12 protein-coding genes and 1 riboswitch are annotated in these 15,706 nt (G+C 57.6%); of the genes, 4 read left to right on the plus strand and 8 right to left on the minus strand.

All coding sequences use genetic code 11. From position 1 onward, the window contains the following. Window positions 1-324: 324 nt before the first annotated feature. Window positions 325-1,176, minus strand: coding sequence for a glutamate racemase (gene murI / locus QLG03_RS17785; protein ID WP_255989654.1), 852 nt, complete (start codon window positions 1,174-1,176; stop codon window positions 325-327). Next, window positions 1,121-2,959, minus strand: a complete 1,839-nt coding sequence (gene btuB, locus QLG03_RS17790; RefSeq protein WP_032454489.1) for a TonB-dependent vitamin B12 receptor BtuB — start codon at window positions 2,957-2,959, stop codon at window positions 1,121-1,123. Before btuB ends, murI begins: the two co-directional genes overlap by 56 nt. Before the next feature lie 64 nt (window positions 2,960-3,023). Next, window positions 3,024-3,211: riboswitch (cobalamin riboswitch) on the minus strand. Window positions 3,212-3,325: 114 nt separating this feature from the next. Between btuB and trmA the strand changes: the two genes are divergently transcribed. Next, window positions 3,326-4,426: a tRNA (uridine(54)-C5)-methyltransferase TrmA gene (gene trmA, locus QLG03_RS17795; protein WP_117129506.1), complete on the plus strand. Its 1,101-nt coding sequence runs from the start codon at window positions 3,326-3,328 to the stop codon at window positions 4,424-4,426. Window positions 4,427-4,476: 50 nt separating this feature from the next. On the opposite strand, the gene QLG03_RS17800 is transcribed toward trmA, so the two are convergent. Both QLG03_RS17800 and fabR read right to left on the minus strand, forming a co-directional pair. Next, window positions 4,477-4,836 carry a YijD family membrane protein gene (locus QLG03_RS17800; RefSeq protein ID WP_004203691.1) on the minus strand — a complete coding sequence of 120 codons (360 nt, stop codon included), beginning with the start codon at window positions 4,834-4,836 and terminating at the stop codon, window positions 4,477-4,479. A gap of 15 nt (window positions 4,837-4,851) precedes the next feature. Continuing rightward, on the minus strand, window positions 4,852-5,487 hold the full coding sequence (fabR, locus tag QLG03_RS17805) for an HTH-type transcriptional repressor FabR (protein ID WP_004151856.1): 636 nt from the start codon (window positions 5,485-5,487) through the stop codon (window positions 4,852-4,854). A gap of 196 nt (window positions 5,488-5,683) precedes the next feature. Between fabR and sthA the strand changes: the two genes are divergently transcribed. Further along, window positions 5,684-7,084: a Si-specific NAD(P)(+) transhydrogenase gene (sthA, locus tag QLG03_RS17810; RefSeq protein WP_002883016.1), complete on the plus strand. Its 1,401-nt coding sequence runs from the start codon at window positions 5,684-5,686 to the stop codon at window positions 7,082-7,084. Here sthA and oxyR read toward each other — a convergent pair. The 4 genes from oxyR to argC all read right to left on the minus strand — a co-directional run bounded on the left by oxyR (window position 7,067) and on the right by argC (window position 11,505). Further along, entirely contained in the window at window positions 7,067-7,984 is a 918-nt protein-coding gene (gene oxyR, locus QLG03_RS17815; RefSeq protein ID WP_002883015.1) for a DNA-binding transcriptional regulator OxyR, read from the minus strand. The genes sthA and oxyR overlap by 18 nt on opposite strands. Window positions 7,985-8,243: 259 nt before the next feature. Continuing rightward, window positions 8,244-9,617 (minus strand): argininosuccinate lyase, encoded by a 1,374-nt coding sequence (gene argH, locus QLG03_RS17820; RefSeq protein WP_048336619.1) that lies wholly within the window; start codon window positions 9,615-9,617, stop codon window positions 8,244-8,246. 100 nt (window positions 9,618-9,717) lie between these two features. Next, entirely contained in the window at window positions 9,718-10,494 is a 777-nt protein-coding gene (argB, locus tag QLG03_RS17825) for an acetylglutamate kinase (protein WP_085955164.1), read from the minus strand. 6 nt (window positions 10,495-10,500) lie between these two features. Next, the gene (gene argC, locus QLG03_RS17830; protein ID WP_025710967.1) at window positions 10,501-11,505 is read right to left on the minus strand and encodes an N-acetyl-gamma-glutamyl-phosphate reductase; all 1,005 of its coding nucleotides are present in this window, start codon (window positions 11,503-11,505) and stop codon (window positions 10,501-10,503) included. A gap of 113 nt (window positions 11,506-11,618) precedes the next feature. Here argC and argE point away from each other — a divergent pair, with 113 nt between their 5' ends. Together argE and ppc are read left to right on the plus strand one after the other, a co-directional pair. After that, window positions 11,619-12,770, plus strand: a complete 1,152-nt coding sequence (gene argE / locus QLG03_RS17835) for an acetylornithine deacetylase (protein WP_023291537.1) — start codon at window positions 11,619-11,621, stop codon at window positions 12,768-12,770. Between the two features lie 258 nt (window positions 12,771-13,028). Then, the gene (gene ppc / locus QLG03_RS17840; RefSeq protein ID WP_023291536.1) at window positions 13,029-15,680 is read left to right on the plus strand and encodes a phosphoenolpyruvate carboxylase; all 2,652 of its coding nucleotides are present in this window, start codon (window positions 13,029-13,031) and stop codon (window positions 15,678-15,680) included. Window positions 15,681-15,706: the final 26 nt, after the last annotated feature.

Genomic DNA, 15,706 nt, shown 5'->3' on the forward strand with positions numbered 1-15,706 from the left:
CGTCCGAGGACGTTAAGAATCCATGTCACTTTGAGTGCCCACACAGATTGTCTGATAAATTGTTAAAGAGCAGTTGCAACGCGGCTTTCAGCTCACCGTTGCGAGGTCCCGTATAATACGTTTTCCTCATTCAGAGTCAAGCCCTTATTTTGCTTTTCTCTGTCGGTTTTCAGCGCTGAACTTCATCGCCGAAACCCTGCTGACCCGGCGGCTTGCTTGCCGTTGTTCCGTGTCAGTGGAGGCGCATTATAGGGAGTTCTGAGACGTTGACAAGCCCTGTTTTCAAAAAATTATTCAACCGTCTCTTTTTTGTGCAAAACGCCGTTAAAGCGGTAATTTTTCCAGCGTCGAGAAGCCATAGCGATGCAAAACGGGTAAAAGTTGTTCCGTTTCTGCCGTCAACGCCATGCAGAATGCTTTATTCTCGTCGCTGGACTTCGCATCCGGCGCTTCATGCTCTAACAGCCAGGCGGTGCGACGGGCAATCGCCGCGCCGGAATCGATCAGCCGCGTGCCCTCGGGCAGAACGCGCTGCAGCTCCTCCTGTAAAAGAGGAAAGTGGGTGCAGCCCAGCACCACCGTATCCGGCGGCTCCTGCATCCGCAGCCACGGGCGCAGGATACGGCGCAGTTCTTCTAACGGCACAGGCTCGCCGTGCAGCTTCGCTTCCGCCAGCTCCACCAGCTCCGCCGACCCCAGCATTTCAATCCGACATTCATTGGCAAAGCGGTCGATCAGCTCACGGGTATAAGGACGCTTTACGGTGCCGCGCGTCGCCAGCAGGCCGACAATGCCGTTCGCCGTTAAGCGGGCGGCGGGCTTGATCGCCGGCACCACGCCGACAACGGGGAAGGCGAACTTTTCACGCAGAGCAGGCAGGGAGACGGTACTGGCGGTATTGCAGGCGATCACCGCCAGCGCCAGGGGATAACGCTGCTGGACAGCGGTGACGATTTCCACAATGCGCTCAACGATAAACGCCTCGCTCTTCTCGCCATAGGGGAAGGCAACGTTATCGAAAGCATAGATGTAATGCAGATTCGGCAGCAGCTGCCGAATCTCATTATAAACCGACAACCCACCGACGCCGGAATCAAACACCAGCACGGTGGGACGTGGATCAGAAGGTGTAGCTGCCAGACAAGGTGTATTCCCGTCCTGCAGATTGGTAGCCATAAACTGTCTCGTAATCTTTATCGAACAGGTTGGCTATTTTACCACGAACTGTCAGGTGTGAGGTGACGGGATACGATAAACCGACATCCCAGAGGCTCAACCCACCCATATTGACGGTACGCGAGTTGTCGTAATCATAATCGTAGCGCTTGCCGATGTAGTGATACGTCACATCCCACCCCAGATCGTAGACCTGGCCGTTCAGCTCGTATTTCACCTGCTGCTTCGCCCGGCGATAGAGGATCTTGTTAGTTTCATCATCGCGAGGGTCAACATACTGCAGCGTCAGATGGTGCTCCACCGGCCCTGTGGTGACATTCCCCGTCCACTCCAGCCCCTTGATTGTCGCAGACTTGACGTTGTAATAGGCGTTGTTGTCGTAATCGATGAGGTTTTGAATCTCATAGCGATACGCGGAGAGACGCCAGTCGACCGGCCCCGTCAACCCTTCGAGGCCCGCTTCCCACTGCTTCGACTCCTCTGGCTTCAGGTTCGGGTTAGAGGCGATGCCAAAACGTTCTGCGCCGTACTGCTGTCCGAGGGAGGGGGCGAGGAATCCTGTACCGTACGAGAGCGTTGTCCGATAACCCTCGATAAATTCCCAGCCTGCCGCCGTCTGCCAGGTACCGTGCCAGCCAAACTGCTCGTCATGATCCTCACGGCCGGAAGCTTCCAGCGTCACGCTGTCAATCTGCTGCTGGCCCGTCAGATAAAGACCGGTGGTATCGCGCTTATACACGTCGGTACTGGTCGTTCCGCTGGATTTCAGCTTCTCCTGTTTCCAGTCTACGCCACCGCTCACTGCGCCATGGCCCACCACAACATTATTTCCCCATTGGATATAGCGTTGTTCCATATCATCCAGGGTGGTGCCCGCGGCATAGCGGCCAGCGTCGCTGCTGTAGTTGTAATCTTTAATACGCTGATAGTTCGCAATCAGCTGGGAGGAGTAAATTCCGGAATGGTAGTGCAGACCGGTGTCCCAGGATTGGGTATAGGACTGATCTTCATCGTTTCCACCTGCGTAGCCCCAGTTACCCTGGTCATAGTCAGCATTGGCGGAATAACCATAGCCGCGGAAGAACCCCGAGAAGTTGTCATCGAACTGATGCTGTACCCCGCCCCATAGCATTTTATTGCGGTAGCCGTCGCGATCGCTGTCGCCGCTATAAGAGGAGTTCGGCTGGACGTTAAACCCTTTGGTGGTCTGATAGGCGCCGGCAGCGGTAACCAGCGTATCGCCAAACCGCTTGTTAAAGGCGCCATCGTAGGACTGATAGCCGTTCGTTCCCGCGCCGGCGTTGATCTGCGAACGCTCAGCATCGGTCATGGTGATGATGTTCACCACCCCGCCGATCGCCCCGGAGCCGTACACCGCGGAGCGCGGGCCGCGGATGTATTCCACCCGCTGGACCAGAGAGATAGGGATCTGACTGATATCCACGCCGTTGGAGATCCCCGGACGCGCCATCGGCACGCCGTCGATCAGCACCAGCACGTGGCGAGCCTCCGTCCCCCGAACATACAGCGAAGCGCTCTGCCCCATGCCGCCGTTGCGGGCAATATCGACCCCGGGAAGACGACGCATGACATCGTTTAAATCTTTGGACTGCCAGCGGTCGATGTCATCGCGCGTCACTATATCGGTCGGCGCCAGCACGGTATTGACCGGCTGTTGAAAACGGTTTGCTGTCACCACCAACGTGTCTGAATTGCTGTCCTGCGCCCAGCCGGAAAATGCCGTGACGGATAAGGCCGTCATCAGCGAAGCTTTTTTAATCATTGTAAAAGCATCCGAAACAGAAAAAGGATGCCGCAGGTTTTATCAGTTGCTCGCGACGATAAAACCCAGTGCGACGTATTCCGGCAGGTCTTCGGGCTTGGAGGCTGTTTCAAGAAATAATGACTTCCCACGGCTAACCGCAGTGTCTGCACCGAGTGCGCTCATTTCTCACCTTCCTTACCGCTGCGCGTCAGCCCCAGATTTCCACTGGGTTCCCTTTTAACTCACAGGACCGGTAGGCGAATGCTACAATCAGAAACATATAGATGTCCAGACTGCTAATTATATTTCCCGCGGCATTCGAGGCTGGACATCCCCGGCGCTTTCCCTACAATCCCCGCGTACTTATTTTATTCAGGATACATCATGACCCCCGAACACCTTCCTACCGAACAATACGAAGCGCAGCTGGCAGAAAAAGTCGTCCGTTTGCAAACCATGATGGCGCCTTTTGCCGCGCCGGTTCCGGAAGTGTTTCGTTCGCCGGTCAGCCACTACCGTATGCGCGCCGAGTTCCGTCTGTGGCACGATGGCGACGACCTGTACCATATTATTTTCGATCAGCAGACCCGGTCGCGGATTCGCGTTGACAGCTTCCCGGCCGCCAGCGCGCTCATCAATCAGCTGATGACCGCCATGCTGGAGGGCGTGCGCAACAATCCCGTGCTGCGCCATAAGCTGTTTCAGATTGACTATCTGACCACCCTCAGCAACCAGGCGGTCGTCTCGCTGCTGTATCATAAAAAGCTCGATGATGCCTGGCGTGAGCAAGCGGAGGCGCTGCGTGACGCCCTGCGAGCCCAGGGGCTCAATGTGCATCTGATTGGTCGGGCGACTAAAACTAAAATCGAGCTCGATCAGGATTATATAGATGAACGCCTGCTGGTTGGCGGTCGGGAGATGATCTACCGTCAGGTGGAAAACAGCTTTACCCAACCGAACGCGGCCATGAACATTCAGATGCTGGAGTGGGCGCTGGATGTCACCAAAGGGGCGACCGGCGACCTGCTGGAATTGTACTGCGGCAACGGTAACTTCTCGCTGGCGCTGGCGCGTAATTTCGATCGCGTACTGGCCACCGAAATCGCCAAACCGTCGGTGGCGGCGGCGCAGTACAACATCGCCGCCAACCATATCGACAACGTGCAGATTATCCGCATGGCGGCTGAAGAGTTTACTCAGGCGATGAACGGCGTGCGTGAGTTCAACCGGCTGCAGGGTATCGATCTGCAAAGCTATCAGTGCGAGACTATTTTCGTCGATCCGCCGCGTAGCGGGCTGGACAGTGAAACGGAGAAAATGGTGCAGGCCTATCCGCGCATACTGTACATTTCGTGCAACCCGGAAACGCTGTGCCGTAATCTGGAAACGCTAAGCCAGACGCACAACGTTACCCGGCTGGCGCTGTTCGACCAGTTCCCGTATACCCATCACATGGAGTGCGGCGTTCTGCTGACCCGGAAATAGGCCAAAAAAAACCGGCAACGTCATATTGCCGGTTTTTTATCACTGGCGGCTTATTCGGCTGCGGTATTTTTGCGGTTACGCATCTTGTAGCCAATCCAGAAGACCATCGCGACGGACAGAACGGCCGGGAAGAAGTTAGAGCCGATATCCGGGTACTCCGCACGCACGACGGTGCTGTACAACAGCACCCCGAGAATAAAAAAGGCGGCGGCCAGGCCCGGTAGCCCGACGGGCATACTGCGATTCTGATAGCGCTGATGCAGACAGTAGACCGTCAGCAGCAGGGATAAGATGGGGAAGACGGAAAACGGAACTATCGAACTGAACAGCGCCGCAAAGGCGCCATTAATAGATAACCCGGCAATCAGCGCCAGCAGCAGCGTACCTTTATCTTGAACTGAGTGTTTCATTGCTCGTCCTTCACGTTATTCGGAATGATGTGACATTTTTTCTTGTTCACGGCGATACCAGTAATACGCGCCTTTAGAGATCATTCTGAGCTGCAGTACCAACCGTTCTTCCAGCTGTCGGCGCTGTTCAGGGCCGACATCCAGCGCTTCCGCGCCAGCGCTAAAAACGATGGTGACCATAGCTTCAGCCTGCGCTTCGGTAAAGGCGCGCGGCATATGGTTTTCGAGTTCTAAATAGTCGGCGAGTTCCGCAATAAAATGCTGGATTTCGCGTGCGACGGCGGCGCGAAACGCCGCAGACGTTCCCGAGCGCTCGCGCAGCAGCAGGCGGAAAGCGTTCGGGTTGTTACCGATAAACTCCATAAAGGTCGAGACCGAGGTGCGGATCACGCTGCCGCCTTTGGCAATCCGCTGGCGCGCCTGGCGCATCAGCTGGCGCAGCATCAGTCCGCTCTCATCGACCATCGTCAGGCCTAACTCATCGACATCGCGAAAATGACGATAGAAGGACGTCGGCGCGATCCCTGCTTCCCGCGCCACTTCACGCAAGCTCAGGCTGGCGAAACTCCGCTCAGCGCTAAGTTGGCTGAATGCCGCTTCCACCAGCGAACGGCGGGTTTTTTCTTTTTGTTGTGCTCTTACGCCCATCACGATGTATGAATCCTTCCAATAGCCCTGCTGGCACTATACCAGAGATTAAAACTAATCGGTTTGCCCTGGATTGTGAATGATTGTTTACGAGCCGTTTCTGCTTTTATGCCGCAAAAAAGCACAACGATAATTGGGTTAAAGCGCAGCGAATGTTATCATCGTGTTTATTTTATGTATAAAACAGGTGAGTAATGCCATGTCACACTCTTGGGATTATGATGCAATAGTGATTGGTTCCGGTCCTGGCGGCGAAGGCGCCGCCATGGGACTGGTGAAACAGGGAGCACGCGTTGCCGTCATCGAGCGCTACCATAATGTCGGCGGCGGTTGCACCCACTGGGGCACCATCCCGTCGAAAGCCCTCCGCCATGCCGTCAGCCGTATTATCGAGTTTAACCAAAACCCCCTCTACAGCGACCACTCCCGCCTTCTTCGCTCTTCTTTCGCCGACATCCTTAACCATGCCGACAGCGTCATCAACCAGCAGACTCATATGCGCCAGGGATTCTATGAGCGCAACCACTGTGAAATTCTGCAGGGCAATGCCCACTTCGTTGATGAGCATACTCTGGCGCTGGAGTGCCATGACGGCACGGTCGAGACGGTGACCGCGGAGAAATTCGTTATCGCCTGCGGATCTCGCCCCTATCATCCGGCGGATGTCGATTTCCACCACCCGCGCATCTATGACAGCGATTCGATTCTCAGCCTGCAGCATGAGCCGCGCCATGTGATCATTTACGGCGCCGGGGTAATCGGTTGTGAATATGCGTCGATCTTCCGCGGCATGGAGGTGAAGGTCGATCTGATCAACACCCGCGATCGTCTGCTGGCCTTCCTCGATCAGGAGATGTCAGATTCACTCTCCTATCACTTCTGGAACAGCGGCGTGGTCATTCGCCACAACGAGGAGTACGAAAAGATTGAAGGCGTTGATGACGGCGTCATCATGCATCTGAAATCCGGCAAAAAGCTCAAAGCGGACTGCCTGCTGTACGCCAACGGCCGCACCGGCAATACCGACACTCTGGCGCTGGAAAACATCGGTCTGCAGACCGACAGTCGCGGCCAGCTGAAGGTCAACAGCATGTACCAGACCGCCCTTCCGCACATCTATGCGGTTGGGGATGTCATCGGCTATCCGAGCCTCGCCTCCGCGGCGTACGATCAAGGACGCATTGCCGCCCAGGCGCTGGTGAAAGGCGAAGCCTCAGCGCATCTGATTGAAGATATCCCGACCGGGATCTACACCATTCCGGAAATCAGCTCCGTCGGGAAAACCGAGCAGCAGCTGACGGCGATGAAAGTGCCGTATGAGGTGGGTCGCGCTCAGTTTAAACACCTGGCGCGGGCGCAAATCGTTGGCATGAGCGTGGGAACCCTGAAGATCCTGTTCCACCGGGAAACCAAGGAGATCCTCGGCATTCACTGCTTTGGCGAACGCGCAGCCGAAATCATTCACATCGGCCAGGCGATCATGGAGCAGAAAGGTGGTGGTAACACCATTGAGTACTTCGTCAACACCACCTTTAACTACCCGACCATGGCGGAAGCGTACCGGGTTGCCGCGCTGAACGGCTTAAACCGCCTGTTTTAACGCCTTGTCGAAATGGCCATCCATCGTGCCGCGGATGGCCTCCGCCAGATGTTCATAGCGGCTGCGCAGCGGTGAGCCCGGACGGTAAACCAGACCGATGGTGCGTCTTGGCTCTGGCTTAATGCACGGCAGGTAGACCACGCCATCGCGTTTTCTTTCTTGCGGCACTGCCAGCGCAGGCAGCAGGGTAATACCGCTGCCTGCCGCCACCATATTGCGCAGCGTTTCCAGGCTGGTCGCGCGGAAGTGGGTATCCTCATCCGCCCCCGCTTCAAAGCAGAAGCCCATCGCCTGATCGCGCAGGCAGTGGCCATCCTCCAGCATCAGCAGCTTTTCACCGGCCAGATCCGACATCGGCACCCGGTCGCGGTTTGCCCACGGATGATCTTCATAGATAGCCAGCATCATCGGCTCATCGAACAGCGGCACCTCGATAAAGGCCTCGCTCTCTTTGACCAGCGCCAGGATGGCGCAGTCGAGCTTACCGCTGTCGAGCTGAGCCAGCAGCTGATGGGTCTGCGCTTCGTGCAGATACATTTCCAGCTTCGGGAAGGTCTGATGCAGCATCGGAATGATGTGCGGTAGCAGGTACGGGCCAATTGTCGGGATCAAGCCGATATGCAGCGGCCCGGACATGGTTTCCCCTTGTTGGCTTGCCATCTCCTTGAGCACTTTTACTTCGCGTAACACGGTACGCGCCTGATCCACCAGCAACAGCCCCGCCTGGGTAAACAGAACCTTACGGCTGGTGCGCTCCAGCAGCATGACGCCAAGCTCATCCTCCAGCTTGCGGATCTGTCCGCTGAGCGTCGGTTGGCTCACATGGCATGAGTCAGCCGCCCGCCGGAAGTGGCGGTGTTCGGCGAGCGCTACCAGGTATTCAAGATCGCGAATATTCATTATTCATCCTCCATCGCCACGATAGTCCATGGCGATAGATAGCATAGCAACGAACGATTATCCCTATCAAGTTTTCTGTTCAATAATACGCCCATAAAGACGGTGAACCTGTGAAAACCACTGACCCGTCACACTGTTTCTCTACCCAAACAACTAAAGCCAACGTGAACTTTTGCGGACCTTGCGTCCGCTTTTTTTTTGCATAAAAAACCCGGCGTCGCTGGGCTCGGCCGGGTCAGGGAAGACAGATATCTGTGGATTAACTCAGACGGGCCTTCGCCTCGCCGATAGCCTGCGCCACCTGCTGCGGCGAGACGCCGCCTTTTGCCGCGCGTTTATCAAGGCAGGACTGCAGCGACAGGATCGGATAAACATCGTCCGCAATCACCGGGCTGAATTTCTGCAGGTCGGCCAGGGCCAGCGCTTCCAGCGGTTTCCCTTGCGCAATGGCTTCCACCACCGCTTCACCGACAATATGGTGCGCCTCGCGGAACGGTACGCCTTTCGCCACCAGATAATCCGCCAGCTCAGTGGCGTTGGCATAGCCCTGCTGCGCCGCTTCCGCACAGCGCGGACGTTTCACCTGGATGCCATCCAGCACCAGGGTCGCCATATGCAGGCAGTCGAGCCAGGTATCCAGAGCGTCGAAAAGTCCCTCTTTATCTTCCTGCATATCTTTGTTGTAGGCCAGCGGCAGCCCTTTCAGGGTCATCATCATGCCGGTCAGCGCGCCCTGCACGCGGCCGCATTTGCCACGGATAAGCTCCAGGGCGTCCGGGTTTTTCTTCTGCGGCATCAGCGAGGAGCCTGAGGTTACGCGGTCGGAAAGCTCGACGAAATTCGCTTCGCCGGAGTTAAAGAAAATCAGATCTTCCGCAAAGCGCGACAGATGGACCATGCCGATAGAGGCATCGGAAAGCAGCTCCAGAACATGGTCGCGGTCAGACACGCTGTCGAGGCTGTTGCGGGTGGCGGAGGCAAAGCCCAGCCAGCCGGCCAGCTGCTCGCGGTCGATTTCATACGCCGTCCCCGCCAGCGCGCCGCAGCCCAGCGGGCTAACGTCGAGGCGCTTCAGCGCGTCCTGCAGGCGGCTTTCATCGCGCGCCAGCATTTCGACATAGGCCAGACACCAGTGCGCGAACGTCACCGGTTGGGCGCGCTGCAGGTGGGTGTACCCCGGCATCACCGCGTCCTGGTTCTGCTGGGCCGTCTCCACCAGCGCGCTCTGCAGCTGGCGGTTCGCCGACAGCAGTTCGACAACGGTATCTTTGCACCACAGTTTAAGATCGGTAGCGACCTGGTCGTTACGGCTGCGGCCGGTATGCAGTTTCTTGCCCAACTGGCCCACTTTGTCGATCAGTTTGCCTTCCACCCAGCTGTGAATATCTTCAGCATCGCTGGCGAGGATTTGCTGCGGATTGGCGCGCACCTCTTCCAGTAGCACGTTCAGCGCTTCTTCCAGCTGCTGTTGTTCATCGGCACTCAGAACGCCGACCGTTACCAGCGCTTTCGACCAGGCGACAGAGCCAACGATATCCTGCTCCGCCAGACGATAGTCGAAGCGCAACGAGTCGTTGAACTGTTTGAACCGTTGATCTGCTGCCTGTGTAAAACGCCCGCCCCAAAGTGCCATAACATGCTTCCTTTATTCGTTAGTTCCGCCGGTGGCGTTGTGCCTCCCCGGCCTACGGTCTTGTAAGCCCGGCAGACAACGCGCCGCCGGGCATGAAATCTTAAGCCAGAATACGTGTGCCGATAGGCGTGCCGTTAAACAACGCCGGCAGCTGCTCGGCGTGACGCCAGGAGGCGATATCCACCGGACGGCCCAGAGCACGCGCCGCGTCGAGGGCCGCATTCACTTTGACAATCATGCCGTCAGTGATAATCCCCTGCTCGATCAGCTGCTCCGCTTTCTCGGCGGTCATCTCGGCAATACGCTGCCCTTTACCGTCGAGGATACCGCTGACGTCAGACAGCAGGATCAGATCCGCCCCCAGGGTAGCCGCCAGCGCCGTCGCCGCCTGGTCAGCATTGACGTTCATCAGCTGGCCCTCGTCGGTCACGCCAATAGAGCTCACCACCGGCAGGTAACCGCCCGCCAGCAGGGTGTTGATCAGCGTCGGAGAGCCCGGCTGCGCCAGCCCGACATGGCCCAGCTCAGCATCCAGCTGTGTCACCTTCACGCTATCGCCATCGCCGAGGAACAGGCCGACAGAGGCCAGACCGTGCTTTTTCGCCCACGCCAGCAGCGTCTTGTTGGCGGTTCCCGCCAGCGCGCCGGTGATGATGTCGATTTGCTCAGCCGGCGTCACCCGCAGACCATTTTTCTTCTGCACCGGCAGGTTGAGCTGCTTCATCAGCTCATCCACCACGCAGCCGCCGCCATGGACGATAATCAGCGGACGCTGGTGCGCTTCACGGTAATTGACCAGCGCGGTAAACAGACGCTCCAGCGCTTCTTCGCTATCGAGTAATACGCCGCCGAGTTTGATAATTAATGGGTTCATCATCACACCTTAAATAAGAGACTGCGTCTCAGCGAAGCCGAAACGAATATTCGCGCACTGCACCGCCTGCGCTGCGGCGCCTTTCAGCAGGTTATCTTCTGCCGCGACGACGATGAGATGGTCGTCCTGCACGGCAAAACCGATATCACAGAATGGCAGACCTTCGACGCTTTTCAATGCGGGCACGCCTTTATCATATAAACGTACCAGCGGTTTATCGGCGTAAGCCTGCTGGTAAACCGCCGCGATCTGCGCATGGCCAACGCCCGGCTTCAGGCGGCAGGTAATGGTTTCCAGAATGCCGCGCTTAAAATTACCCAGATGCGGGGTAAAAATCACCTTCGCTCCGAGGTGGCTGGCAATCTCCGGCTGATGACGATGGTTAAAGATGCCGTATGGCTGCAGGCTGACTTCACAGAAGCTGTTGCCGATCGCGGCTTTGCGTCCCGCGCCGCTCACCCCGCTGGTGGCGTTGATCACTGGCCACTGGTTGAGATCCAGCAGACTGGCATCAATCAGCGGCTTCAGCGACAGCTGCGCCGCCGTCGGGTAGCAGCCAGGCACCGCGATTAACTGCGCTTCTTTAAGCGCATCCGCGCTCCACTCCGCCAGACCATACACCGCCTGTTTGAGCAGGTCGGGATGCTGATGAGTGAAACCATAATATTTTTCGTAGAACGCCCCATCGTTAACGCGGAAGGCACCGGAGAGATCGAACACCACGCAGCCGGCGGCAAGGAACTGCGGCGCCAGATCGTGACTCACTTCGTGCGCGGTGGCGAGAAACACCACGTCCACGCCAGCGCTGAATTCGCTGATATCGGACATCGGCTGCAGCGGCATATCGACAATGCCTTTGAGCTGCGGATGCAGGTCGGAAATTAATTTTCCCGCATCATTGCTTTGCGCGGAGACCGTCAAAGCGGTTATGTTCATATGCGGATGACGATTGATATAGGTCACCAGCTCTGCGCCGGCATAACCACTGGCACCCACAATCAGCGTATTTAACATTGGAAGCGCATCTCCTTACATTCGATGGGTTTTCTTACGCTCAACGATATTGTATTTTTATTCACAATAAATGCATGAATATTGATACTATCACGACCCAAGGTGTGTCAACAATGAAAAACAATTTACCGCCCTTTATCGAGATTTACCGCGCGTTGATCGCCACACCGTCCATCAGCGCGACCGAAGAGGCTCTCGATCAGAGCAATGAGTCTTTAATCAATTTGCTGGCCGGCTGGTTCCGCGATCTCGGCTTTAATGTCGAGGTACAGCCGGTGCCGGATACGCGCCATAAATTCAACCTGCTGGCCAGCACCGGACACGGCGCCGGCGGCCTGCTGCTCGCCGGGCATACCGATACCGTGCCGTTCGATGACGGCCGCTGGACGCGCGATCCGTTCACCCTTACCGAACACGATAACAAGCTCTACGGCCTCGGCACGGCCGATATGAAAGGCTTCTTCGCCTTTATTCTCGACGCCCTGCGCGATGTCGACGTCACCACGCTGAAAAAACCGCTGTATATTCTGGCCACCGCCGACGAAGAGACCAGCATGGCCGGCGCGCGCTATTTTGCCGAAACCACCCGGCTGCGCCCCGACTGCGCCATCATCGGCGAGCCCACCTCCCTGCAGCCGATCCGCGCCCATAAAGGACATATGTCCAACGCGATCCGTATTCAGGGCCAGTCCGGCCACTCCAGCGATCCGGCGCGCGGGGTCAACGCGATCGAGCTGATGCACGACGCCATCGGTCGGATTATGCAGCTGCGCGATTTGCTAAAAGAGCGCTACCACTTCGAGGCGTTCACGGTCCCTTACCCGACCCTCAACCTCGGCGCCATCCATGGCGGCGATGCCTCAAACCGTATCTGCGCCTGCTGTGAACTGCATATGGACATCCGCCCGTTGCCGGGGATGACCCTCAACGACCTCAATGGTCTGCTGGACGAGGCGCTGGCCCCGGTAAGCGAACGCTGGCCGGGCCGCCTGACGGTCTCGGAGCTGCATCCGCCGATCCCCGGCTACGAGTGCCCGCCGGACCATAAGCTGGTGCAGGTGGTTGAGAAACTGCTTGGCGCCCAGACCGACGTGGTGAACTACTGTACCGAAGCGCCGTTTATCCAGACGCTGTGCCCAACGCTGGTTCTCGGCCCGGGCTCGATCAATCAGGCCCATCAGCCTGACGAGTTTCTGGAGACGCGCTTTATCAAGCCGACGCGGGAGCTGATTAGCCAGGTGGTTCACCACTTCTGCTGGCACTAAAATCGCCCTCTTTTTCCGCCCCGCTCTCCCGGGGCGGAACGGTGACGATCGTCACATTTCCATAAGCGATGCTTATCCAGCGCCCCCTGAGTTAAATTTCGCAAATTACGGGTATTTACTCGTTTGCTGAAGCGATTTCGCAGTAATTGACGTGGGGGTATTTACGTGGCTTTATAAAAGACGGGTTGCTTATCCGTTGCTCACGTTCCAGCGCAGCGGATATAACAAAATAAAATGAGATGGGGTGTCTGGGGTAACATGAACGAACAATATTCCGCATTGCGTAGTAATGTCAGTATGCTCGGCAAGGTGCTGGGCGATACCATCAAGGATGCATTGGGAGAAAATATTCTTGATCGTGTCGAAACTATCCGTAAGTTGTCCAAATCTTCACGCGCCGGCAACGAAGCTAACCGCCAGGAGCTGCTGACCACGCTGCAGAATTTGTCTAACGACGAACTGCTGCCGGTGGCCCGTGCCTTCAGCCAGTTCCTGAATCTGGCCAACACCGCTGAGCAGTACCACAGCATTTCGCCGAATGGCGAAGCGGCCAGCAATCCGGAAGTCATTGCGCGCACCCTGAGAAAGCTCAAAGACCAACCCAATCTCAACGAAGACACCATCAAAAAAGCGGTGGAATCTCTGTCCCTGGAGCTGGTGTTAACCGCCCACCCGACCGAGATCACCCGCCGGACGCTGATCCATAAAATGGTGGAAGTGAACAACTGCCTCAAGCAGCTGGATAACAAAGATATCGCGGACTACGAGCACCACCAGCTGATGCGCCGACTGCGCCAGCTGATCGCCCAGTCCTGGCATACCGATGAAATTCGTAAGCACCGCCCTTCCCCGGTCGATGAAGCCAAATGGGGCTTCGCGGTGGTGGAAAATAGCCTGTGGGAAGGGGTGCCTAACTACCTGCGCGAGCTGAACGAACAGCTGGAAGCCAACCTCGGCTATCAGCTGCCGGTGGACTTTGTCCCGGTGCGTTTCACTTCGTGGATGGGCGGCGACCGCGACGGCAACCCGAACGTGACCGCCGATATCACCCGCCACGTGCTGCTGCTCAGCCGCTGGAAAGCGACCGATCTGTTCCTCAAAGATGTGCAGGTGCTGATCTCCGAGCTGTCGATGGTGGAGTGTACTGACGAATTGCGCGCCCTGGCCGGCGCCGAGGGCGCTCAGGAACCGTACCGTTACCTGATGAAAAAACTGCGCACTCAGCTGATGGAAACCCAGGCCTGGCTGGAAGCGCGTCTGAAAGGTCAGAAGCTGCCGAAACCGGCGGGACTGATCACTCAGAACGAGCAGCTGTGGGAGCCGCTATACGCCTGTTATAAATCGCTGCAGGCCTGCGGCATGGGCATTATCGCCAACGGCGAGCTGCTCGACACCCTGCGCCGCGTGAAGTCTTTCGGCGTACCGCTGGTGCGTATTGATATCCGTCAGGAAAGCACCCGCCACACCGAAGCGCTGGGCGAAATGACCCGTTACCTCGGGATCGGCGATTACGAAAGCTGGTCAGAAGCCGACAAACAGGCTTTCCTGATCCGCGAACTGAATTCCAAACGTCCGCTGCTGCCGCGCCAGTGGGAGCCAAGCGAAGAGACCCGCGAAGTTCTCGACACCTGTAGAGTGATCGCCGAGGCGCCGCGCGGATCGATCGCCGCCTACGTGATCTCGATGGCCAAAACGCCGTCCGACGTGCTGGCGGTTCATCTGCTGCTGAAGGAGGCCGGGATTGGCTTTGCCCTGCCGGTGGCCCCGCTGTTCGAAACGCTGGATGACCTGAACAACGCCAACGACGTCATGACCCAGCTGCTGAATATCGACTGGTACCGCGGCTTTATCCAGGGCAAACAGATGGTCATGATCGGCTACTCTGATTCCGCGAAAGACGCAGGCGTGATGGCCGCCTCCTGGGCGCAGTACCAGGCGCAGGACGCGTTGATCAAAACCTGTGAGAAAGCCGGGATCGAACTGACGCTGTTCCACGGTCGCGGCGGCTCCATTGGCCGCGGCGGCGCGCCGGCCCACGCCGCGCTCCTCTCACAGCCGCCGGGAAGCCTGAAGGGCGGCCTGCGCGTTACCGAGCAGGGTGAGATGATCCGCTTTAAGTACGGCCTGCCGGAAGTCACCATCAGCAGCCTGTCGCTCTATACCAGCGCGATCCTCGAAGCCAACCTGCTGCCGCCGCCGGAACCAAAACCGCAGTGGCGCGACATCATGGCCGAGCTGTCCGACGTGTCGTGCAAGATGTATCGCGGCTACGTGCGTGAAAACAAAGATTTCGTGCCTTATTTCCGCTCCGCCACTCCGGAGCAGGAGCTGGGCAAACTGCCGCTGGGTTCGCGTCCGGCAAAACGTCGTCCGACCGGCGGCGTCGAGTCGCTACGCGCCATTCCGTGGATCTTCGCCTGGACCCAGAACCGCCTGATGCTTCCAGCCTGGCTGGGCGCTGGCGCTGCGCTGCAGAAGGTGGTTGAAGGCGGAAAACAGAGTGAACTGGAAGCGATGTGTCGCGATTGGCCGTTCTTCTCCACCCGCCTCGGCATGCTGGAGATGGTTTACTCGAAGGCCGACCTGTGGCTGGCGGAGTACTACGATCAGCGCCTTGTGAAACCAGAGCTGTGGGCGCTGGGTACCGAGCTGCGCAAGCTGCTGGCTGCCGATATCAACGTCGTGCTGGCCATCGCCAACGACTCTCATCTGATGGCTGACCTGCCGTGGATCGCCGAGTCTATCCAGCTGCGTAATATCTATACCGACCCGCTGAACGTCCTGCAGGCGGAGCTGCTGCACCGTTCGCGCCAGGCTGAAGAAGAGGGCAAAGACCCGGATCCGCGCGTTGAACAAGCGCTGATGGTCACCATCGCCGGCGTCGCCGCCGGTATGCGTAACACCGGCTAATCGCTGTCTTTCCCCCGGCCGCCCGG

Origin of the sequence: Klebsiella sp. V115_8 (assembly GCF_029967715.1) — a bacterium.
In the GTDB taxonomy this organism is placed as follows: Bacteria; Pseudomonadota; Gammaproteobacteria; order Enterobacterales; family Enterobacteriaceae; genus Klebsiella; species Klebsiella quasipneumoniae.